The organism is Bacteriovorax sp. Seq25_V, from assembly GCF_000447795.1.
Classification (GTDB): domain Bacteria; phylum Bdellovibrionota; class Bacteriovoracia; order Bacteriovoracales; family Bacteriovoracaceae; genus Halobacteriovorax_A.
This window is the reverse complement of the sequence record NZ_AUNI01000017.1, coordinates 140,405-161,909: the sequence shown is the minus strand read 5'-3', so window position 1 is coordinate 161,909 and position 21,505 is coordinate 140,405. Positions and strand designations below refer to the sequence as shown.

Sequence of the window (21,505 nt, the reverse complement as noted above, 5' to 3'; positions counted from 1 at the left end):
ATAAGATATTAAGAAGTAAAATTCTTGTATAATTAGTAACATAGTCGGAATTTTAAAAGAGATCTTAATGAACATCGCCAAAAAACTAGTACTAGCGGCACTTTTACTTACTTCTTGTACAAAAGTACCCACAATTAATCTTACTGAGCACCGATTCAACCAGAGTCCTGAAAGGATGGTTGTTGTTCAAATTCCGGGCCTGAAAGAGGAATCGTTTTCCTTTTTGAAGTATCGAGGTCCTGAGGCGACGAAGAAAGTTGCCACAGAATTCTTCGCTTGCTTTGGAAAAATGTGGAAGTTTAATCATTTTGAGATGGAGCCGAGGATTGAAGATTCTCTAGTTTCGCAGATTTCTGGTTATCCTCGTAGTGAAAAGTCGTGCGAAAAATATCAAGACCCAAGGGTTTGGGATGTATTGAATGATATCGGATTTTCCACAGCACTCTACCATCGTGGAAATGATAAATTTTTGGATGAGGCGCTAAGTTGTAATCCACGTTTATTTTATAAGACGAGATTATTTGTATCGAGAGATGCAAAAGCTTTTGAAGGGGAGAGCTTTCATTTTGAAAAATCTCGTTCATATCTGACTGGTTTAAAATATAAAGATGAGAGTTGTTCAAATGGGAAATGTTTTTCAACAGTAAAAGATAATTTCGACCATATTTGGAAGTCGATGTCGCAGACGAGTAAAAAATTAGTTGTTATTCGTGATTTTGACTTACTAAAACCTGGAGTGGAAAAAACTCAGTATATTGAAAACTTAAACCGCTTCCTTTTTTATTTGGTGCATGACTTTTCAATCGCAAACCCTCAAACGACAATTGTTGTTTCTGGAGTACCAACGAGTGCTGATTTATCTCCAGTGTGGGCAAATGGGCCACTTGCTGAAAACTTCTGTGGCCAATTTAATGAATACGATATGTTTAAAAGGTTTTTCTGGAAATCTCAGAAAACTTCAATCCCTCTTGTAGAGGGACTTTAGTTATTGCTTTGAGATTTTAAGGATCTCTTCTATTTCTTCGTAAGTGATGAGGTAGTTTGTATTACAGTAGTCACACTTTGCTTCTAGACTTTTCTTGCCGTCGAATAGATCGTTAAGTGTTGTCCCTCTGGCAACACTTGCGACACCAGTTAGCATTCTTTCTCTCGAGCAGTTGCATTTGAATTCAATATCTTTTGAAGTTAGAAGTTCGAATTTTATTTTTTTAAATTCTGTTGTGATTTTTTCGTAATCAGTTTCACCGTCTTTTAGGAAATTAGTAAGGTGATCCTTGATTGAATTGCTGTAGTCTTCAAGACTGATTCGCTCTGTAGTTTCTTTTTTATTAACATTAAGATCTGGAAGTCTTGAAATTAGAACTGATTGATCAGAGTCATCAGAGATAATAACTTTAGAATTCATCTGATATGAATCTTTTAATACATCATTAACAATCTCTTTAAGTGATTTATTTTTTACAGCAATAATTGATTGGTATGGCGTGTGACTATTTGGCATAAGCTTAACAAGTCTTACGTTCCCAGAAAATGTCTTCGGGTTTTCTTCAAAGTTTGCCGGAAGAAGAAGTGTTCTCATATAGCCATCAAAGTTCATTTCAATTTTTAAACGGAAATATGGTTCTTCAGAATCGATGAAAAATCCAAAGTTTTCTCCTGGCTTAAGGTAGTTGATTAGCTGAAGGCCAGAAAGAACACTGTCACGGAAGAAACTGAACCCATTACCCTTGACGTCATGTATCATCGCAAGCTCTTGGATAACTTTTTGTCCCTCGAGGAACGAAATTGTAAAACCATTTTCAGAATCAATGAAATTATATAAACGACTTTGTGGTAGCATGAACTATTTCTCCTTTCAAAGAATAGGATATACAATAATGACTGAAATGTGTCACCTTGGAAAATAGATGTTAGATGTATTGTTATATGACTCCGCGTTAGAGGATTGTCTAAAAGAAATTAATATAACTAATCAAATAACAGCAATTTGCCCAAGTCCTGCGAAAGCCGATATCTTCAGGGAAATCCTCATCGACTCGGGGCTTGGAAATAAAATTTCTGTTACAACAATTAGTAATTATATCTCTTCAAATCTCATTGAGGAGTATGAAGATAAAATAAGTTCGAAGTCTCGATTACTTATGGAGTTTTGGACTCTTTGGAAAATGAAGATTTCTCATAGCTACAGTGAGTTTCGCCACTGCTATGATTTGTTTACAGATATTCGAAGCTTCTCAGTATCGACTGATATTTTCGATGAGATAAAGGCATATATTACTGAGGCTGAGTACAATGGACTTGAACTCTTTTGGAAATATATCGAGTCGAGTAATATTGTAGACGAGCAAAAATCATATCATTTAATCGATGAAGCAAAGCTTCAAAGTGATGTTTTATTTTGGGGCTTTGATCATTTGAATGCTAATCAGCTGGACTTGGTTAAAGTAATCTCAAACCATGTAAATGTTTATATTCCGATTAATAAGGAAGTAATGTCTCAGTGTAATAACTTCGATTGGCCAACGTGGTTATCTACAGAGAGTGATGTAAAAAAGTCAGATGACAAAAAAGAATTATTTGCAAATACAGTGACGATACCGGAAGGTCGAATCACAAAATATTTAAGTTCATTAGTTGAAAGTGGTTATAAGAATACGTTCTATCTTGGGGACGCAACAGATATTCTACGTATTAATAGTTTAGTTTCTAATAAAACACATTTAAAAACAAATTTTGATTTGTTCTTGGCCAAGAGAAATATAATTTTTGATGAGCTTAGAGAGACTAATCTAGAAAATATTTTAGAGTATGTAGCACAAGCAACACAAAAAGCTTTTAGAAGTAATGATATTGTTCAATTAAAAGTGTTAATTCAGTTGAAAGAACTTGTCGTTGAATTTCAAGAATTATCGACAATAAATGAGAAGCTTGTACTTGATGATCTTCTTTGTTTAAGTGAGAAGTTGATTCTGGATCTTCCACGTGTTTCATTATTGTCTCTAGCAGAAAGAGAAGAGCAAAAAGTCTTAACGGCAGATCTATTAAATTTAAAAAAGAACTATGCTTCCAGTTATGTTTATATCGATAAGGATACAATCTCAAGTTATCAAAATACAGTGAAGTATAGTCCAGAAATAATGAGAGTTCTTGTCTCTTATGGACCAGTTCAGTCTCAGCATTTCCCACTATTGAATGTTCAGAGTTTACTGGCGGGGTATCTCTCTGATGGCCACCTTATGGTTATTGAAGATGGCGCATTTGAAAATAGTGTTGAGTGGGAAGATTTTCACAAGGACTTAAAGACAGAAGAGTCAGCGATCTCACCCGCAGAGAGAAGAGCGGCCATGATTGCCCAACTTGATGTTGAAAATAAGGAAATTCCAAAATCTGCAACGGCCTTTCAAAATTATATGGATTGTCCGCGCAAGTACTATTACTCATATATTGAAAAATTAGATTTACGAGTAAAAGGCAGTGAAACAATTACCCCTGATGTAATTGGGGTTTGTGAGCACGAACTGATCGAAAAGTATGTTACTGAATATGATGAGTATGATGAGAATCTATTTAAATCATGTGCCGAAAGTATTTTAAAAACGAAGCTTGCGGAATATCGAATCGCCCCAAAGAAAACCATGAGAGAGAAAGTTCTCGCAGAAATAGTAGGTCTAACTACTCCGATTTCAACTTACTTAATTGCAATTAAGAAGCTCGATGGTTTTGTATTGGATTTCGAATTCCCAATTAAGAAAATAGACGATAATTATACGGGTAAGATTGACCTTGTTATTAGAACGCCACATGGAAGCTATATATTCGACTTTAAAAGATCTAAATCAAGCATACCTTCATTTAAGAGTTTGAGCGATGTAGAAAAGATCCAACTTTGGTTTTATGCCCATGCTTTAAAAAAACGTGGTGATCAGATTCTTGCCGTTGGTTATATTAATTTATCAGATTTGACGGAATCTTTGATCGTCTCAAACACTGACTCATCTCTTATTCCCGAAACTAAAAACACTACTCATGAAGAGCTGGATCAAAAAATTGTGGACTTTAAAGTGTTTCTAGAAGAGTTAACTGAGAAAATTAGAAATGATAGAACATTTGATATTGCTCCGGCTTCTGCTGGGGTATGTTCATATTGTTTAGCTAATTCGATATGTCCAAAAAATGGTGTTGAAGGAGATAGTGATGAGTAACGCTAATAGTGAACAGCTAAAAGCTATACAACATCATGGTGGAGTTTTATTAAACGCTGGAGCTGGTTCAGGAAAAACTTTTGTTCTTATCGAGCATATTAAATTTCTCATCGATGACTTTTTTAAAACGAAGTCATCGCTTATAAGTAATGAAAGAGCTTTGCAGTTAGAGTTACAAACATATCTTTCTAAGATTGTTCTGATGACGTTTACTAATGAAGCGGCCAAAGAACTAAAGGTGAGACTATATCGTAAATTTGAGGGACTTGAAGATTATCCTCATTCGTTAGTTTATGATTGTTTGAAGTTTATTAATGTTTCAACAATTCACGGATTTTGTCTAAAGCTTATTAAGAGTGGATTAATTAAAAATGTTCCAAGTGAAATAAATCTTGTCGATCAGGCTCAAATTGACTTGAAGGTTGCAAAGCTCGTTGAGAAATGGTTTGAAAATAATCAGGATCTTCAAAATCGTGAAATATTTGTTAAAAATTTTCAATCAATCACAGATGCAATGATTAAAATCTTTTCTTCTCCAGAGTTACGTGCTGAATGGGCAAGCAGTCTAGAAAAAGAGCACGATATACTTGATGAACAACAATATTTTAAAGAAGTATTACAGATCGAAGGGGTGCTTGAATCTTGGGAGAGTCAATTTGACTTGAGCGAGTATGATGACAAGTACTCAGATAAAAATTGGTATAAGCTTGTTCAGCGTGCAAACACTGTTAAAGGTGATCTCTCTTGGAGCTCATTAAAAACGATTATTCTTGCCTATCAAGAAGCTGGCCGTGTAATGCCGCCAAAAATTGCAGAAGTAAAAGAAGAATTAGATTCATTAAAAGCAATAAGAGAATTTGCCAAGAAAAACGAAGAAGATTTTGACTATTACTTTAATAATCAAGCTGATTATCAGACTTGGTTTTCGACACTGAAGTCTTTGTTTAGTTTTGTAGATGAGGCTTATTATAAGTACGAGGGATTAAGTTTTTCTGATTTAGAATACCTTGTTTATCAAACAGTGAGTTTTGATAAGTCTGTATGTGAAGAAATTGCAAAGAAGTATGAGTACTTTATTGTCGATGAGTATCAAGATACCTCTCATATTCAATATGAGATTATTACATCTTGCTTACAGGGAAAATTTGAGAAACTATTTTGCGTTGGGGACAAGAAACAAGCGATTTATGGATTTCGTGGTGGAGAGCTTGGTGTATTCATCGAGACATCTAAGAAGATTCCACTAAGTCTCTCAATGACAAATAATTATCGTTCAGAAGAAACCGTTGTAAAGTTCAATAATGATTTATTCGCAACGCTTTTTCCAATGGGGAAGGACTTTGAGGGGGCTGATAACTTTACTGTGAAAGTAGATGCCCAAACATATCCGGATACAAAAGAAGGTGGTCAGGGGAGTATTGAACGTATTGTGGTTGATGTAACTGATGAAGAGATAAAAAGAATTTCGTCAGGAGAGATTGGAGTTGTTGAAGGTCGATACATTCGTAAAGAAATACAAAAGAAACTTGAGGAAGGCTCGGGAGATGTATGTGTTCTTTACCGAAATCTTGGCCCAAGTAAGTTCTTGATACAAGAGCTACTTGAAAATAATATTCCATTTGAAGCACAGGTAAAGATTCCTTTTAAGGAAGATCCGATCTTTATTATTTTTAGGGCGTTAATCGATGCACTAATTTCATACAAACTAGATGAAAAGATTGAGTCTAGTTTAAAGTATTTAAATTTTTATATAGAAGGTGTGTTATCTCATTACAATATTCAAGTTGAGACAATCTCTGAAGAGACTTTTTTGAAATTTGCAAACGAAGTAGAGACTGTTGGAATCAAGCTTATCTTCTATAAACTTATATTCAAGTTAGGAATAGCAAATTCCCTATTTAAACAGAATTCTGCAAAAGTAGATGAGGCAATAGATATTAATAATGGAAATATCGATAGCATTTGGGATTATATTAAGAAATTTGATTCTGAGAATTATTCTACAAAATTTTACTCGGGGACAAATTCGCGAGTAAAGATTATGACTACTCACGCGTCTAAAGGTTTACAGTTTGATTATGTCTTTCTTGGTGGAATTCATAATAATGGCAAGACAATGCCAAATCTTGAAACTCTAGGGAAGCTCCCTGGGTCTTTTCGCTGGAGTTCTAATCTTCACCGTAAGAAACTTTATAAGTCACCACTATTTATCTACGAAAATTTGGTGTCGAATTTAAAAGAATTCGCTGAATCAAAACGCCTTTTCTATGTAGCCTGTACTAGGGCAGTGAAGTCGATAACTTGGTGTGATCTTTCTTTTAATAATAAATTGGTATCTCTTTCTAAAAGTAGTTGGATATGTGGTCTTAGAAAGTTTGATTCGGCCGATATCGAGATAGAAACAAATCAGGACGTTCTAGGTGAGGGGAGTATTGATGCAACCCCACTATATTTTAAAGATGATCTCGGCGTTTCCTTGGGAAGTGAAAATTTAATAGGATTAATTTCTGAATTATCTGTGACAAAACTTGCAACTCTTGCTCAATGCTCGAGAAAATTCTTTTTAAAGCAGTTGTTGAAATTTGATGAGCAATGGAAAGAGTTTGCTTCTGAGAATGAAATTGAAATACCCTCAAAAATTGGAATTTCAGACAAGGATCGTGGTATTGAGATCCATTATCAGATTGAGAATATTATTAAAGGTAAAGAGTATTCAAGTAAGTATAAAGATGTCATTGACTGGATTCATCCAATATTAACAGAGCTTAAAAATAGTGGATGCGAACTTCGATCTGAGGAAGAAATGAAGTTTTCACTTTTTGGACAAATGATGACAGGTATTTCTGATCTTTATATTGAGAAAGACGGCGAACTTACAGAAATTTGGGATTTTAAAACTGGAGTAATTGATTCAACTGATCTCGAAACATATTTCTTTCAGCTAATGTGTTATGCACACGGTTTACAACAAATACACGACTTAAATGATCAAAAAAATATTACACTTAAGATTTTAGCTCTTGATCTGAAGAAAATAGAGGAGAGAACTTTATCTCTAGGAGAAATTCGCTCTGAATTATTTAAAACCTGGCAAAAATTGTCAGACTTTTCCGCAAATAAAATAAACCATTGCACTGTGTGTGAGTACGGAAATTTGTGCCACCAGGTGACGCAATAATTAAAACTTCCTGTTTATGATAAAATAACCTTGTGTAAATCTAGGTATTTGAATAGCAGGAAGCTTTGTCTATGGTTAGAAAATTTTTAAAATTATCATTATTACTTACGTGTTCATTTGTTTGGGGAGCAGAGTCTGACTTATATGATTTCTCTTGGCTCGACAAAGATAAAGAAGTTTACGTTTTACAAAACCGTAAATTTAAAAAGAAGGGTCGCTTCTCTTTAAGTGCTGGATATGGAAAAACAACCTCTGGAGCTTTTGTTGATGCTTCAGCAATCCAAGGACGCTTTGGTTATTTCTTCACTGAAGAGTTTGGCTTTGAAGGGATATATTCTAAAAACAGTGGTTCTGAAAATGATACTGCAGCCTCTGTAAGAAGCTCTGGGAGTGGCTCTGGGACAATTCCATTTAGAAGGATCGTTGATGGTTATTACGGGGCAATGCTTTTATGGGCTCCATTCTATACAAAAATAAATACATTTAACTCAATCATCTATCTTGATTTTATTTTTGGTCTTGGAGCAGTGACGCTTGAAGAAACAAATAATAGAGCACAATTTGATGACTTCGATTCAACAGCTGCAGATGTAACAGAAACACACTCTGGAGTTATTTGGAACTTTGGGACAAAGTTTTTTGTTAATGAAACATGGAATGTTAGATTTGATATCAATGGTGTTCACTATCAAGCGAAGAAAGCGATTGCAAATGCAACTGGTGATGCTTGGTATGAAAATATTGATATGACGCTCGCGATTGGAATTGATATCTAGGAAGCTTGAAATGAAAAAAATATTATTGCTAAGTCTTTTATCATTAAATAGCTTTTCGATTGATTCTATTTGGACCAATTTAACAGCTAGGGGAAATCATGTTGATAGATATCCTGCGATTATAAAAGAACTTGTAAGTCAGAAGTTATTTCACACTTCTGTACCTTATATTAAAGAATATCTTGTCTCTTCTTCAAAAGTTGATAGAGCGAAATTTGATTCTTTATTAGAAGAAGTAATCTCACATGTTGGGGATAGACAATTCGTACTCCTTCCTGAGGAATATTTAGAAAGATCATCTTCTCCAACATTGAAGTATCTCCTTGCTAAAAAGCTTTTAAGAAAGAGAAAGTATGATGACGTTTTAAAAGTGTTGAGAGGAGCGATTCCCTCTGATCACCCAGTGAAACCATTTGCTCTGCAACTAGAGGCAATGGTATTTTCTTTGAGGGAAAGTGGGCAAAGTGCAATTAATACATTTGATAGATGTATTAAGGAATCAAACTCTCAACTTGGAAGAGCTGAAACACTTCAAAAGAAGAGACAGCTACTTATCAATAGGGACACTTGTATCGTTGGCCTTGCGAGAACTTATTATTCTGTAAAACAATATGATAAAGCTGAACTGGCTTATCTCGATCTTGATAAAAAATCATATGTTTGGCCAGAAATTCTAGTGGAAGAGGCATGGAATAGTTTTTACAAGGAAGATTATAATAGAACACTTGGAAAGCTTGTAACATACAATGCGCCAGTTCTTCAGTATATCTTCAATCCTGAAATCGATGTTCTAAGGTCAATGTCATATCTTAAAATGTGTCTTTACGACGATGCTACCAAAGTTGTTGAAAACTTTTATTCTAAATACGAAAAGGATACAGGAAAGCTTGATACATTAATCTCTAAGAATAATAAAGATTTGAAATTCTTTTTCTTGCTAATAAATAACTATATCCAAGGAAGAAAATTTTCAGTGGATCTTGTTAATGAACTTCTTGCATCGACAATGAAAGACCCTGCATTTCTTAACCTTATTGAGAGTTACTCTAACGGAAAGAATGAATTAGACCAAATTAAAACTATTTCGAATAAGAGATTAGCAAAAGTTCTTGCTAATAATCTAAAGGACTCGCTTGTCCTACAGCAAAGACTTATAGGGTCATACGTTAAGAAGAATCTTAGAATCTCTCTTGCAGAGCTTAATAAAGCGTTCATGGGAATGAGTTATATTAAACTTGAAATCTTAAACAAGAGAAAGAGCCTACTGTATTCAAATACAGAATTATCTTCGGTTAGGGGAGATGTGAAGTATCTGAAGAGAAATGAAAAACAATACTTTTGGACATTTAATGGTGAGTTCTGGGCCGATGAGCTTGGAGACTATGTTTTCGCTTTGAAATCGGAGTGTAATTAATGAAGTTTTTACAAGTCATCATTTTACTCGTTCTGACTTTAACAGTTAGTGCCAGCGATGATAGAAATGCAAAAATTATTTCAGTAATTGATATGGAGCTCTCTGAGTTATCTCGAATGAGTAGGGTATCAAATAATAGAGATCCGGAAATTTTACTTCGTATCGCTGAGCTATATCTTGAGAAAGCAAGAGTAATTAGAGATTCTGAAAATCAGAGTTTTTTTAGTAAGTCGTTGGAAGAAAGACGTAACATAAATAAGAAGAAATTCTACGGACAGTCTCAGTCATATTTCTCAAAAGCTCAAGAAACAGGTTTGTTCATTTTAAAGCGCTTTAAAAATTTTAAAGGGATTGGAGATGTATATTATATTTTAGCTTTCAATGAGAAAGAAAATCAAAATATGAAAAAGTCTAAAGCTCTATTTGTGAATGCCATTAAGAGAACGAAAACAGGAAGTCCTGCAAATATTAAGTCTAGACTTGCTCTAGGGGATATATATTACTCTGAAGGTGATTTTAAACGAGCAAAGGGATATTACGATTCAGTTATTAGACAAATACGTGATGATAAGTGGTACACAAGATACTTATACAATCTCTCATGGTCAAATTTTAGAGTAAATAATAAGAAGACGGCAATCTCTCAGATGAAAACTGTTTTTGAATTAAGTAAGAACTCAAAATTTGTAGATAAAGGTGAGGCCGCTCAAAGAGATCTTGGATATTTCTACGCAGATAGTGGAAATGTAAAGGCCGCAAGCTCTTTTTATAAGACAATTGGTGGAGATCTCTCTAAAAATTTCTATGAAATGGGAATGCAGTTAAAAGATAAGCAGAAATATTCTGAGTCTTTAAATATGTTTAAGAGTGCATTTAATGGAACAGGTGATGAATATAAGATTAAGTCACTTCTTGAGCTTTTGAGTATCTATGACAAATACAATAGAAATGATGCATTCGTCCAGTACGCTAATGAAGTTGTGAAGCTTAAAGAAAAGCTAAGTGCTGAACAGACAAAAGAAGCTTTGTTTTATATCACTAAGCGTGCAGCATTATTGCAGAAAGAATTAGGGCTGAGTCATAATAAGAGTCGACCGTCTGTAATGAAGGAAAAATCAGGGCAAACGAAGGATCTTTATTACGCAGCAAAAGCGATAGATCCAAAGTTAACAGAGCAATCTCACTTCTATGCAGCTGAAGCACTTTATGCCGCGAATGACTTCGATAATGCTCTTGTTGAATACGATGCTGTTAGAAGTATTGGGAATGAAAGTTCTAAATTTTATCAAAGGTCTCTCGTTGGAATGCTTATCGCTATTAATGCGAAAGGTGTTAAGAAGGTTACTAGAGAAAAATATTTTGAAAAAATCTACCTTGATTACATCAAACTTGAATCAAATATCGATAAGAAAGGTAAGGCCGTCGAGAAATTATTTTCTTATTTAATTGATGAAAAGGGTGATGTTAAGGGGGCTATGCAAGTCTTCTTTCAGTACGTGAAAATCTTTCCAAAAAATATTAATAAGAATGAGGCGATGATTGGGCGTATTGTTGATCTTCATAAGAAGCAAAACAATAGAGAGGAACTATTTTCATTTGTTGAGCAACTTAAAACATTAAATGTTCCACTAAGAAGAGGATTCGTCGATGGCCTAAATAAAATTGTACTTCTTACTCAATTTGAAAATGTTCAAAAGGCAAATAGTAAGGGTGATAAAGTTTATGCTTTAAAAGGCTATTTAACTATTTATCAAGAGAAAAGCACTTCAGCTGAGGCGAAGAGAAACGCAGCTTACAATATCGCAGTACTATTCTATGAGAGTGGTAACATGAAGCTTATGTCACAATGGGCGCAAAGAGCGATTAGCGAGATGACTGTTAGCGAAGTTACAAAGTACATGGATTCATTCTCATTAATGACTAAAGAATTATATTTACGTCAACGTTTTGATGAAGGTCTAAAGGTTACTGAGGATATTCTTAATAAAACTTGCTCAGTTAAAAACTCACAAAAATACGAGTTGATAAATAATTACCTGATTATGGGGATCGCTTCTGGTAAGGAACCTTCTCTGACAAATTATCTAAGAAGCACTGAAAAATGCTCGATAGATAACAAGACTAGGTCAATGATTGCAGGACAGTTGTTCGATTATTACATTGAAGTTAAAGCTATAGAGCAAGCGGTCGCAATGTATTACCAGTTAGATAAGTATTCAAATGATAGTACAGTTCTCACTAGGAACTTAGGATCTCTTTTGATGCTTTTCGAGGAAAGAGGAAGTACGGGACCATCTGATCTTGTTAAGCGTTTCTATGCAAATTACAAGAGAGTTAAAAATAAATCTCTAATTGGTGTTGATGGTTTTGACTTTTATGCACTTCAAGAAATTAAGTCTGTTAAGAGATTAGCGGATTCTATATCTAGTATTAAATTAGTATTTCCAGTCGACAAATATAACCAATTACTTAAAAAGAAATTAGGAATGTTAAATCAATTAACTGGTCTTGCTGCACGTGTACTAGCTGTTGGTTCTGGAGAGGGGACTGTTCAGACATATGAAATTCTAATTAAAGCTTATACAGATATTGCAACGGAAATTGAAAATTTTGTTCCAGATAATAAGGAGCCAGAATTTTTAGCATCGTTTAAAAAAGGTATGGCGCCATTGATTACTCCTTTGAAAGGGAAAGCCTTTGAATTTGAAAAAGAACTTGCAGAGCAAGTCTTAAAGAATGAGGTACTTTCTAAAACATATGGGGCAAGGGCACGAAATTCAGTTGATTTCTACCACGATAATGAGAGCGTTCTTATGGATAAGAGAGGGTTATAAGATGAAATTTACACTACTACTAGCAATGCTATTTCTAGTTTCTTGTTCATCTTCACAAACTGAAAAAGAGCTAACGAAGTCTGAGTTACAGCTTGAGCTAGATAGTCTTACTAATGATGATTTTAAACCAGTTCAGCAAATAAGATATAATGAGAGAGGAGATTATCATGTAATTGGTGATCTTGTTGATGATGCCCTTAAAGATGAGACTCTTGCAAAAGTAGACTCTGGAAAAATAAAAGAGCTTGATGAGAAAATGACTGGAGTCTCTGGACTTTGCTATCTTGGAAAAACTCAAGAGGGAATGGATATGCTTGATAAGCTTTATCCAAAATATAAAGCGAATCCTTCATATTGGAACCAGTTAGCTTCTTGCTACTTAAAAAATGGCGAATATCGACGCGCAAAAGTATTTTTTAATAAGGCAATCTCGCTAGATAAGGACTACTTGCCAGCTTTGAATAATCTTGGTGTTGTTTACTTACGTGAAGGAAAAGATGAGAAAGCAGTTGCAGCTTTTAAACAAGCTTTGAATGTCAAAAATTCTGCAAAAACACCAATGTATAACCTTGCAAATGTTTATATTAAATATGGTCTTCTCGACAAGGCTAACGGAATGCTTGCAAGAGTTTTAAGAAGTGATGCTAAGGATAAGGATGTTCTTCTATCACTTGCTTATGTTGAACTTTATAAAAAAGATGCACAGGGTGCACTTAACTATCTTGCTAAGGTTCCTAGTGACCAATTGTCTCGAATCGATTTTTCTTTAGCACTTCTATATAGCTATAAGCTAGCAGGAAGTAAGAATGTAGAAAAAGTATCTGATTATTTACGTGGTCAAAATTTATCGAAGAAACAAAGCGATATTATGAATACAATTATGAGGCTTTAAAATGAGATTCTTATTAGTAGTAGCAACATTCATTTTTTCTGTATCAGCTTTTTCACAAGAAAAAGTTATCTATAAATATAAAAAATACGAAGAAATTAACCTTGGTGAAATTAAGGTTGAAGGGGAACTCGGTGCCCCTGGAGAAATTACTGTTTCAGAAAGATATTTAAGAAAATTTAAAAATAAATTACCTTCAAAGCCAAATTTTCATTTCGAAATGATGAGAGGGCTTGAGAAGATTCGTTAATAGGAGCCTCATGTGAATGAGAATAAATCGTTTCAACTAAATGATGGAAGTCGAGCATTAAGAATTCCTGTAAAGAAGAGATTGATTATTGGTTCAGGAGATACTGCTGATATTCAACTTAGAAAGGGGAATGTCGAACCAATCCATTGTTTACTCGAAAATGTTAATAATGATTGGAAACTATATAATCTTGCACCAAGTTCAATTGTTAAAGTGAATGGCCAGGACGTTGTTGCTACTTCAATTAAAGAGGGTGACCAAATCTCAATAGGAAACAGAGTGTTTTCTTTTGAAGTTGCAGCCAGCAAAAAGCTACCAAATCCACCACTTCCTCCAACTGCTCCAGTGATCGCAGAGGCTCCAGTTGTTTCTGAAAACTTCAATAAACCATTGCCGACTATGCCTGTTAGGGTTTTGAATAAAGAAGTAGAAGTTGAGTATGATGAAAATCATCCTTTGGAAGCTGATCCTGCATTTATGTTCAGTGAATATATTTTTGAAGATCAAGATGAAATATATCCAATTTTTAAATACACAGTTGGGAAGAAAGCCGCTGAAGTAGTTATACTTTTTAAAAACAAAGTTCTTTCAGTTGACTATCTTTCAATGGAGAATGGTCGCTATCACCTTGCTGGTGTTGCAAAGAAGTTACAAGATATTGAGTTCCCATATCTAGGTAAAGATGAGAAGTTACCGATTGTTGACATTAAAGGTAGCGAAGTATTTCTTCATACAATCCCAGGGTTTGAACACAAGAAATTTTCAGATGATAAGTCAGATAGTATGGTCTTAGGTGGTGATGATATTCACTTGTTTGAAAATGGTGATATTCGAATCTTTGTTCGCGGTGATGAAGCCCCTCCATTTGTTAAGTCAGCTCCAATTTTAAGAAGAGATACAGAATTTAAGAAGTACTTACTTCTATGTTTGATTTTTGTTACTGGTTTCGTTTCATTCATGAGTATGTTTGAAGTTGACCCTGAACTTGAAAAAGAGAAAGTTCCTGAAAGAATTGCGACAATTTTATATAAGCCAAAGAAACTTAGAGTTTCTAAACAAAATGAAGTTGTTAAAGAAATCGTTAAGGAAAAAGAAGTTGTAAAGAAAACTCCTGAAAAGCCTAAGGTTGCAGTTAAAGAGACTGCCCAGAAAGAGGTTAAGAGTAAGGGAGATGTTACTGCTAAGAATAATAATGCAAACACTCCAAAGAAAGGAAATCCAGTTAAAGGACCAAAAAATAATGTGACTAAAGTTACACAGACAAAGAAGTCTGCTGGTAAACCTGGAAAAACTACGGCTAAAACTACAACGAGAACAAACGTCGCCAATAAGAACTTTAAAGGGAATGTTGATACTTATAAGTCAGCTGACTTTAGCTCATCAATTTCAAGTTTAATGGCAAAGGGTGGATCTCTAAGTTCATCAACAAATACAGGAGGAGCAGCAGTATCATTTCAGGATAATAATGCTATTGCTTCGAATTCTTCAGCGCAAATCGAAAAGGCAAATGTTGATGCCAGTGTAGGATCGCTTACAAGTAGAACTAGAGGAACTCTAGAGTCTAGTTATGGAACTGATGGTCTTGTGCAGAAAAAACAAGTTTATATTGCCGGAGTTCCATATAAAGAAGTTATTCTTGGGTCAATCGATAGAAATGATATCTATAGAATTCTACTGGAAAACGCACCACAGTTTCAGTACTGTCAACAAAAAGAGCTTGATGTTAGGCAAGCTGCTGTTGAGGGTGTGTTGATGCTTAATTTCGTGATTGGGCCTTCGGGGCACGTAACAAAGGCATCAGCTTCTTCCAAAGGATCATCGTTGCCGAAAGCAACAAGAGATTGTGTTGTTAATCACTTAAAGACAATTCAGTTTCCACAACCAAAAGGTGGTGGTGAAGTTGCAGTAAATACACCACTAAATATTCAAGCGAAGCAGATGTAGGTTTATATGAAAAAGTTTATTGCATGTTGTTTGTTCTCTATTATGTCCTTGGCCTCAATGGAGAAGGGTTTAGAAATTGCAAAGAAGATGGATCTTGCAAACGATGGCTATGTCGGAGAAACTTCAAGTATGAAGTTAGTGTTAATTGACTCTTCAGGAAAGCAAATCGAAAGAGAAATGGAAGGAAGTTCAATAGAGCTTAAAGATATGGACCGAACAATTATGAACTTTGTAAAACCACTAGATGTGAAAGGTACAAAGCTTCTGACTTGGGCAAAGCAAGATGATGACGATGACCAGTGGTTATTTCTTCCATCTCTTAAGCGAGTAAAAAGAATCAACTCAAAGACGAAGGGAAGTTCGTTTATGGGGAGTGAGTTTTCTTTTGAAGATCTTGGCGGTCAGGCTATAGAGAAATATACTTTCAATTTTTTAAGAGAAGAAAAGTTAGATAAGCAAAAAGTTTGGGTTCTTGAAAGAGTGGCGAAAGGTAATAGCTCTTACAGTAAGGTTATCCTTTATGTCTCTGAAAAATATCTCACAACTATTAAGTCAGAGTATTACAATAAGCGTAATGAATTAGTTAAGATCGGAAAATTTTCGGATATTAAAGCCTATAAAGTTGGTAAAAAGACGATTTACCGCCCAAATCAGATCGAAATGAATAATGTTCAAAATAAAAAACAGTCTATTTTTATTTGGGAAAATAGAAAGCTTGGTGTGAAACTCTCTGAAGGGATTTTTACGAAGGATGCATTAAGATAATGAAACGTCTTATTGTTGTTGCTTCACTAATTGCTGGTCCTGTCTTAGCAGATTCTCGTGGAGAGATAGGCTTTAATTTTACCCGTTACATTCATGAGAAGTCGTCTCAAGATAATCAAATGGCTTTCTCATCATTTCAGGTGCAGGACTCTTCTGCGTTTCTTGGTGGTAATTTTTATGTGGATATCGTTGGTAAGGTAAACCAGACGAGTCGAGATAACTCATACATTAACTTTAATGAGCTATATTATAAGAGTACCGATTTTTTTGGTAATTCTTATACCGCAGGATACCAGGTCTTTACTTGGAGTAAAATGGAAGCATTTCATCCTGCAAATATTGTTAATTCTCGCTATTTTGACGGTGACCTTGAAGATTTTGATAAAAAGGGGGAGTTAACTCTTTCTTATTCTTTCAAGTCTTTACTCGGTGATCTTAAACTTTTTTATTTCCCATTTTTTGAAAAAAGCTTTTATCCAACTAAGTCTACAAGAATTACTGATGGAGTACGTCCTGAAAAGTCTTATCATTTTGATGGAAATAACTTAACTGAGAAAAAAGAATCTCATCAATATGGAATCTCTTTGCAGAAACAAATTGGTGATTTTGATTTTCACCTATTTGCCCTAAATCATATCGACAGAAATCGCCCACTGCTTGGGTATCATGCATATACTATCAATCCAACTCTCGGAGCAATTCCTTATGGGAATTTAGCTGCATATTACGGAGAGGTTCTTGATTACGGAATGGCCTCAACGTTATTTGTGGATGATAGTACATTTAAGTTAGAGTTCTTGGGCTCAAAATTTAAGAAGTCTGAGAAATTTGTTCTTTCTACTGGTGGCTTTGTTGGATTTAAGGATCAGAAAACGATTGCTATAGGACATGAGTACTCAAAGACATGGGATAATGGGTGGGATTCAACTTTCTTTACCGAATACCAGGCCGTATTTGCGGATGATAGTAGTCACAAGAGAGAGGAGCTTTCTGTTTTTCAAAATGATCTCTTCCTTGGACATCGTCTTTCTTTAAATGATGCTTATGGGAAGGAATTTCGTTTCGGTGTTTTCTATGACCTGCAAAGAAAAAATGAAATGTTATTTTTTCTAACATACGAACAGCGTTTAAACGATTTTTGGAAATTTAAAACAGGTATTAGAACTTTCACACATGACAGTAATGATAAACTAGGTCTCTATGTTCTTGAAAAAGATGATGAGGTTAGTTTTTCATTAACAAGATTCTTTTAGATATAAAAAAAGGCCAATTTCTTGGCCTTACATTTGTTCTTGTCCCATAACGACAAATTTATACTTTTGAAACCCAGCCTCAGCACAGGTGTGCATTAGCTTCTTTATGTAGGAGTATTTAACAGTTTTATCAATAACAAGATTAACAACACCGGAGAACTTGTCAGCATTAGGAGTTGTTTTTGCAATTCTTTGAACTTCGTTTTTCTTAGATACTAACTCATTGTACAGAGGTAGTATTAAGCGTCTGTCTGCGGAATAGATCTTCGATGTCGTCTCGTTGTTAACAACTTCTTTATCATCAACCCAAATATTTTTGGGAGAGACTTGAACAACAACACCATTGTTATTTAAAGAGCTAGATTGTGATGTTGGAATAACAATATCTTTCGGGATATTGAGAATCACACCAGCTGAGTCATAGCTTCTTAAAAGAAAAACTAGAAGGATTACGAGAATGTCGAGTAGGGAAGTGATATCGATATCGATAACCTCACGCTTCTTTCTGACTCCTCTGAATCGAATTGAACCTTTTCTCATATTTATTCCTAACTTTGTGTATCACCAAAGATGATGTTGTTGAAAAGTTTAGTCACTTTCTTATCATCACCAGCTTTTGTTTTTGTCCAGATCTCTGGATCAGTGTCTTTCAGATCTCTAACTGTATCCATGATTTTTACAAGTGTTTCGTAGTCGATATCAGCTTTTGGCATAAAGATTACTGTATCTTCGTCTGAGTGAGATTTCTTAATTTGAATTAACTTCTCTCTTAACTTGTAAAGGTCGTAGTCACCATTTTCATCCTTACCAACTTTAAAAATTGTTCTCTCATTGTTTCCTGAGTGAAGGGTGATAGAACTTGCGTAAATTTTTAATGATAGATTGAGTGCATCTTTCTTTTCTTTTGGTGGTTCTTGGTCAGAGATAATTGGAACATCACTAGAGATTTCAAAAATCTTAACGAAGTTAGCTGACATCAGAAGAAAGAAGATGAAAATGAAGACCGAATCTAAAATAGGAATTAGATTCGGTTTAGTCATATTCTTTGATTTATGTTTTCTACTTGGTTTTCTGTACATTTTTCCTCAACGATAAAGAGCTATTAGTTTTTCTCTTTCTTTGTTGTAAGTAGGTCCATAAGCTTTACTGAAAATTCATCAATCTCATTAATGATTTTCTCTGACTTAGAGCTTAGGAATGTGTGAACCATCATAATTGTGATTGCTACTAGAAGTCCTAGGAACGTTGTGTTCATCGCTTTAGAAATCCCTGTAGCAAGAAGTTCTGCTTTTTGTGCTGGATCAGCTGCTGCTACTGCAGAGAATGATTCAATCAGACCTTGGATTGTTCCAAGTAGTCCAAATAAAGTTGAGATGTTTGCAATCATTTGAAGGTAGTTAAGTCTTAGTTCAACTTTTGGAATCACTTCAAGTGCAGTTGCATCGATAGCATTTTGAATTTGCTCTGGTGTACTTGTTGCTCTTTTAAGACCACTTTTAAGAACTCTTGGAAGAGCTGCTACAGAACCTGAACAAACTCTGATAGCTCCTTGGATGTCATTTGCTAGAACATATCTTTGAAGTTCATTCATGAATGATGCTCCATCAACGTCAAATTTAAAACTTAGTTTAAAAAATCTTTCTAGGGAAATTGCGATTCCAACTGCCCAAATAAAAAGAATAACCCACATGAACATTCCTCCGCCTTGGAAAAAAGCGGCAATCGTGTTGACTGTACCTAAAGTATTACCTTCCATATATCTCTCCTTAATTAGAATAGTTTTTATAATTCTATTTTAATGGATTTATATATAACTGTTTGAAATTTTTAAAATGTGGAAATCTCTGCCGGTTAATATAAAAGGCCGCATTGGAGCGGCCTTCGTGGCAATTTGTATTTAGTAATTCTGAGGGAAAATTTGGCGTTCAATACCTTCGATGAAAGTATGAATAATCTTAATATGCATTTCTTGAATTCGATCAGAAACAGTTGCATCGATAATGATAGGGAAGTCCACCATATCTTTCATTAGTCCGCCACCTTTTCCAAGAAGGCCGACAATTTTCATCCCTTTTGCTTTAGCCGATTTTACAGCTTCAATACAGTTTGGTGAATTTCCAGAAGTCGAGATTGCTAAAAGAACATCTCCATTTCTTCCATGTGCTTCAACATATTTTGAAAAAATATATTCAAAGCCATAATCATTCGCAACACAAGTAATATGGCTTGGGTCTGCAATTGCAACCGCAGAAAGTGCTGGTCTATCTTTTCTAAATCTTCCAGTTAACTCTTCTGCAAAGTGCATAGCATCGCACATTGATCCACCGTTACCGCAACTAATTACTCTTCCTCCGCCTTTGATGGCCGAGACCATTTCATTGATTGAGTCGCTCATTGTATCGATATTTTTTGGATTTGCTAAAAAAGATTCAAGTGTTGATTGCGCTGATGTAAATGCGTCTTTTATAAAGTCAGACATTGCCTCTCCTTGGCAAAAAGGCCTCTTTCGAGGCCTTTCAAGATATAAATTATGCTAGTTCTTCAAGTGATTTTTTGATTTCTTCTTTTGGTTGAACTCCAACAAGAGTTTTAGCTGCTTGACCATCTTTGAAGAAGATCATTGTTGGGATACCACGAATACCATATTGCTGAGCAAGCTCACCGTTTTCATCAACGTTAACTTTTAGGATTGTAGCTTTTTCACCTAATTCACCAGCAACTTCATCTAGAACTGGTCCTAGTGTACGACAAGGTCCACACCATTCTGCCCAGAAATCTACTAGTACAGGTTTCCCTGACTTAAGAACATCTGATTCAAAATTTGCTTTATCTGTTTTACCTACTGCACTCATATTTCCTCCAAGGCGTGACCCTTATTTTTATATTTTATGCTATAATTAATATAACACAGCTTTCAAATTGTATAGTTTGATCTATGTCAAATCTAGGTGATTTATTTGCTGTGCAAAATGTTCCCCATGTATTTGATAATACGATAGGTTAGAATAGAACTATGGATAGAAAATATTTATTAGAATCCGCAATTAAAGTTGCCCGTTTCTCTAGGCTGATGGCCAAGGCGATCGATCTATTTATTGTCTTAGTTCTGTCGATTTTCTTCTATCCAATTGGAATTATCATTTCTATTGCTTATATGTCTGTTGCAGATGCTATCCAAAATGGGCAATCAGTAGGGAAGAAGTTTATAGGCTTTTCTGTAATCTCACTTGAGGATGGAACGCCTTGTTCCGTTAAACAATCTTTCGTTAGAAATCTACCAATTATTATTCCACTCATTTTTGCGGTTATTCCATTCTTTGGATGGTTAATTGCAATTGTTATTGGAGTTCCATTTATTGCTCTAGAAGTTTATTTACTCTATAAACTAGACTCTGGGCACCGTCTTGGTGATGTAATGGCCGATACAACGGTCATGGCCAATGATGGGACACTTCTGCAAATAAAGAAGCGTAAGACATCTTGGTTTGAAGGTGAAAAAATTTAGAACGAACTATTTAGAATTTGTTCTAGATAATCTTTATCTATCTCGTTAAAAGCAGCGTATTCAGTACTATCGACATCGAAGACGGCAATGAGCTTATTGTCTGAATAAACAGGTACCACAATTTCAGAGTTACTCGCGCTATCGCATGCGATGTGATTTTGGATTTGGTGGACATCTTCAACTATCTGCGTCTCTAGGGTGGCTGCAGCAGCTCCGCAGACGCCTTTTCCAAATGGAATCCTAAGACATCCAAGTGTCCCTTGGTAAGGTCCAATTACCAGTTCTTGAGGTTTATTCGCGTCAACAATGTAGAAACCACACCAGTAGTAATATGGAAATTCTTGTTTAAGCATACAAGAAATTGTCGCCATTTTTGCGATATCATTTGTTTCACCGCTTAGTGTCGCAGCGATTTGCTTAACTAGTAGTTCGTATTTCTGTTTCTTTACATTATTATCCATAATTTAGACCAATCGCCCTTTGTCAGATTAGGGC

Annotated in this window: 19 protein-coding genes; 12 read left to right on the top strand and 7 right to left on the bottom strand. The window is 35.0% G+C overall.

Annotation, left to right across the window (positions count from 1 at the left end):
- Positions 1–67 precede the first annotated feature (67 nt).
- Positions 68–985 carry a hypothetical protein gene (locus M900_RS11260; protein ID WP_021275004.1) on the top strand — a complete coding sequence of 306 codons (918 nt, stop codon included), beginning with the start codon at positions 68–70 and terminating at the stop codon, positions 983–985.
- On the opposite strand, the gene M900_RS11255 is transcribed toward M900_RS11260, so the two are convergent.
- A complete protein-coding gene (locus M900_RS11255) occupies positions 986–1,840 on the bottom strand; it encodes an Hsp33 family molecular chaperone HslO (RefSeq protein WP_021274903.1) in 855 nt (284 codons plus the stop codon).
- Between the two features lie 67 nt (positions 1,841–1,907).
- On the opposite strand from M900_RS11255, the gene M900_RS11250 reads away from it, so the two are divergent.
- The 10 genes from M900_RS11250 to M900_RS11205 all read left to right on the top strand — a co-directional run bounded on the left by M900_RS11250 (position 1,908) and on the right by M900_RS11205 (position 17,505).
- Positions 1,908–4,202: a PD-(D/E)XK nuclease family protein gene (locus M900_RS11250; protein WP_021274971.1), complete on the top strand. Its 2,295-nt coding sequence runs from the start codon at positions 1,908–1,910 to the stop codon at positions 4,200–4,202.
- Positions 4,195–7,380 (top strand): exodeoxyribonuclease V subunit beta, encoded by a 3,186-nt coding sequence (locus M900_RS11245; protein ID WP_021274865.1) that lies wholly within the window; start codon positions 4,195–4,197, stop codon positions 7,378–7,380. The genes M900_RS11250 and M900_RS11245 overlap by 8 nt, the downstream gene beginning before the upstream one ends.
- A gap of 71 nt (positions 7,381–7,451) precedes the next feature.
- Positions 7,452–8,156: an outer membrane beta-barrel domain-containing protein gene (locus M900_RS11240; RefSeq protein WP_021274961.1), complete on the top strand. Its 705-nt coding sequence runs from the start codon at positions 7,452–7,454 to the stop codon at positions 8,154–8,156.
- 10 nt (positions 8,157–8,166) lie between these two features.
- Positions 8,167–9,570 (top strand): hypothetical protein, encoded by a 1,404-nt coding sequence (locus tag M900_RS11235; RefSeq protein ID WP_021274864.1) that lies wholly within the window; start codon positions 8,167–8,169, stop codon positions 9,568–9,570.
- Positions 9,570–12,404: a lipopolysaccharide assembly protein LapB gene (locus M900_RS11230; protein WP_021275020.1), complete on the top strand. Its 2,835-nt coding sequence runs from the start codon at positions 9,570–9,572 to the stop codon at positions 12,402–12,404. Before M900_RS11235 ends, M900_RS11230 begins: the two co-directional genes overlap by 1 nt.
- Position 12,405: 1 nt before the next feature.
- Positions 12,406–13,296: a tetratricopeptide repeat protein gene (locus M900_RS11225; RefSeq protein ID WP_021274929.1), complete on the top strand. Its 891-nt coding sequence runs from the start codon at positions 12,406–12,408 to the stop codon at positions 13,294–13,296.
- Position 13,297: 1 nt separating this feature from the next.
- Positions 13,298–13,543 carry a hypothetical protein gene (locus tag M900_RS11220; RefSeq protein ID WP_021275008.1) on the top strand — a complete coding sequence of 82 codons (246 nt, stop codon included), beginning with the start codon at positions 13,298–13,300 and terminating at the stop codon, positions 13,541–13,543.
- Positions 13,544–13,555: 12 nt separating this feature from the next.
- A complete protein-coding gene (locus M900_RS11215; protein ID WP_021274955.1) occupies positions 13,556–15,487 on the top strand; it encodes an AgmX/PglI C-terminal domain-containing protein in 1,932 nt (643 codons plus the stop codon).
- Positions 15,488–15,493: 6 nt separating this feature from the next.
- Entirely contained in the window at positions 15,494–16,252 is a 759-nt protein-coding gene (locus tag M900_RS11210; RefSeq protein ID WP_021274900.1) for an outer membrane lipoprotein-sorting protein, read from the top strand.
- The gene (locus M900_RS11205) at positions 16,252–17,505 is read left to right on the top strand and encodes a hypothetical protein (RefSeq protein ID WP_021274885.1); all 1,254 of its coding nucleotides are present in this window, start codon (positions 16,252–16,254) and stop codon (positions 17,503–17,505) included. Before M900_RS11210 ends, M900_RS11205 begins: the two co-directional genes overlap by 1 nt.
- A gap of 27 nt (positions 17,506–17,532) precedes the next feature.
- On the opposite strand, the gene M900_RS11200 is transcribed toward M900_RS11205, so the two are convergent.
- From M900_RS11200 to trxA, 5 genes are all read right to left on the bottom strand, one after another.
- Complete coding sequence (locus M900_RS11200) at positions 17,533–18,045, bottom strand: biopolymer transporter ExbD (protein ID WP_021274958.1); 513 nt, start codon at positions 18,043–18,045, stop codon at positions 17,533–17,535.
- Between the two features lie 8 nt (positions 18,046–18,053).
- Positions 18,054–18,584 carry a biopolymer transporter ExbD gene (locus M900_RS11195; protein ID WP_021274866.1) on the bottom strand — a complete coding sequence of 177 codons (531 nt, stop codon included), beginning with the start codon at positions 18,582–18,584 and terminating at the stop codon, positions 18,054–18,056.
- 23 nt (positions 18,585–18,607) lie between these two features.
- Complete coding sequence (locus tag M900_RS11190; protein WP_021274858.1) at positions 18,608–19,261, bottom strand: MotA/TolQ/ExbB proton channel family protein; 654 nt, start codon at positions 19,259–19,261, stop codon at positions 18,608–18,610.
- 141 nt (positions 19,262–19,402) lie between these two features.
- Positions 19,403–19,984, bottom strand: coding sequence for a D-sedoheptulose 7-phosphate isomerase (gene gmhA, locus M900_RS11185; protein WP_021274966.1), 582 nt, complete (start codon positions 19,982–19,984; stop codon positions 19,403–19,405).
- Between the two features lie 49 nt (positions 19,985–20,033).
- The gene (gene trxA, locus M900_RS11180) at positions 20,034–20,357 is read right to left on the bottom strand and encodes a thioredoxin (RefSeq protein WP_021275032.1); all 324 of its coding nucleotides are present in this window, start codon (positions 20,355–20,357) and stop codon (positions 20,034–20,036) included.
- A 161-nt stretch (positions 20,358–20,518) separates the two neighbouring features.
- Here trxA and M900_RS11175 point away from each other — a divergent pair, with 161 nt between their 5' ends.
- On the top strand, positions 20,519–21,010 hold the full coding sequence (locus tag M900_RS11175) for an RDD family protein (RefSeq protein WP_021274973.1): 492 nt from the start codon (positions 20,519–20,521) through the stop codon (positions 21,008–21,010).
- Here the strand turns inward: M900_RS11175 and M900_RS11170 are convergent.
- Positions 21,007–21,471 carry a GAF domain-containing protein gene (locus tag M900_RS11170; protein ID WP_021274974.1) on the bottom strand — a complete coding sequence of 155 codons (465 nt, stop codon included), beginning with the start codon at positions 21,469–21,471 and terminating at the stop codon, positions 21,007–21,009. The two genes, M900_RS11175 and M900_RS11170, sit on opposite strands and share 4 nt — an antisense overlap.
- Between the last annotated feature and the right edge of the window lie 34 nt (positions 21,472–21,505).

Bases quoted from the DNA above. Each gene is read 5' to 3' on its own strand.
- M900_RS11260 (WP_021275004.1), top strand. From the start codon at position 68: ATGAACATCGCCAAAAAACTAGTACTAGCGGCACTTTTACTTACTTCT.
- M900_RS11255 (WP_021274903.1), bottom strand. From the start codon at position 1,840: ATGCTACCACAAAGTCGTTTATATAATTTCATTGATTCTGAAAATGGT.
- M900_RS11250 (WP_021274971.1), top strand. From the start codon at position 1,908: ATGTTAGATGTATTGTTATATGACTCCGCGTTAGAGGATTGTCTAAAA.
- M900_RS11245 (WP_021274865.1), top strand. From the start codon at position 4,195: ATGAGTAACGCTAATAGTGAACAGCTAAAAGCTATACAACATCATGGT.
- M900_RS11240 (WP_021274961.1), top strand. From the start codon at position 7,452: ATGGTTAGAAAATTTTTAAAATTATCATTATTACTTACGTGTTCATTT.
- M900_RS11235 (WP_021274864.1), top strand. From the start codon at position 8,167: ATGAAAAAAATATTATTGCTAAGTCTTTTATCATTAAATAGCTTTTCG.
- M900_RS11230 (WP_021275020.1), top strand. From the start codon at position 9,570: ATGAAGTTTTTACAAGTCATCATTTTACTCGTTCTGACTTTAACAGTT.
- M900_RS11225 (WP_021274929.1), top strand. From the start codon at position 12,406: ATGAAATTTACACTACTACTAGCAATGCTATTTCTAGTTTCTTGTTCA.
- M900_RS11220 (WP_021275008.1), top strand. From the start codon at position 13,298: ATGAGATTCTTATTAGTAGTAGCAACATTCATTTTTTCTGTATCAGCT.
- M900_RS11210 (WP_021274900.1), top strand. From the start codon at position 15,494: ATGAAAAAGTTTATTGCATGTTGTTTGTTCTCTATTATGTCCTTGGCC.
- M900_RS11205 (WP_021274885.1), top strand. From the start codon at position 16,252: ATGAAACGTCTTATTGTTGTTGCTTCACTAATTGCTGGTCCTGTCTTA.
- M900_RS11200 (WP_021274958.1), bottom strand. From the start codon at position 18,045: ATGAGAAAAGGTTCAATTCGATTCAGAGGAGTCAGAAAGAAGCGTGAG.
- M900_RS11195 (WP_021274866.1), bottom strand. From the start codon at position 18,584: ATGTACAGAAAACCAAGTAGAAAACATAAATCAAAGAATATGACTAAA.
- M900_RS11190 (WP_021274858.1), bottom strand. From the start codon at position 19,261: ATGGAAGGTAATACTTTAGGTACAGTCAACACGATTGCCGCTTTTTTC.
- gmhA (WP_021274966.1), bottom strand. From the start codon at position 19,984: ATGTCTGACTTTATAAAAGACGCATTTACATCAGCGCAATCAACACTT.
- trxA (WP_021275032.1), bottom strand. From the start codon at position 20,357: ATGAGTGCAGTAGGTAAAACAGATAAAGCAAATTTTGAATCAGATGTT.
- M900_RS11175 (WP_021274973.1), top strand. From the start codon at position 20,519: ATGGATAGAAAATATTTATTAGAATCCGCAATTAAAGTTGCCCGTTTC.
- M900_RS11170 (WP_021274974.1), bottom strand. From the start codon at position 21,471: ATGGATAATAATGTAAAGAAACAGAAATACGAACTACTAGTTAAGCAA.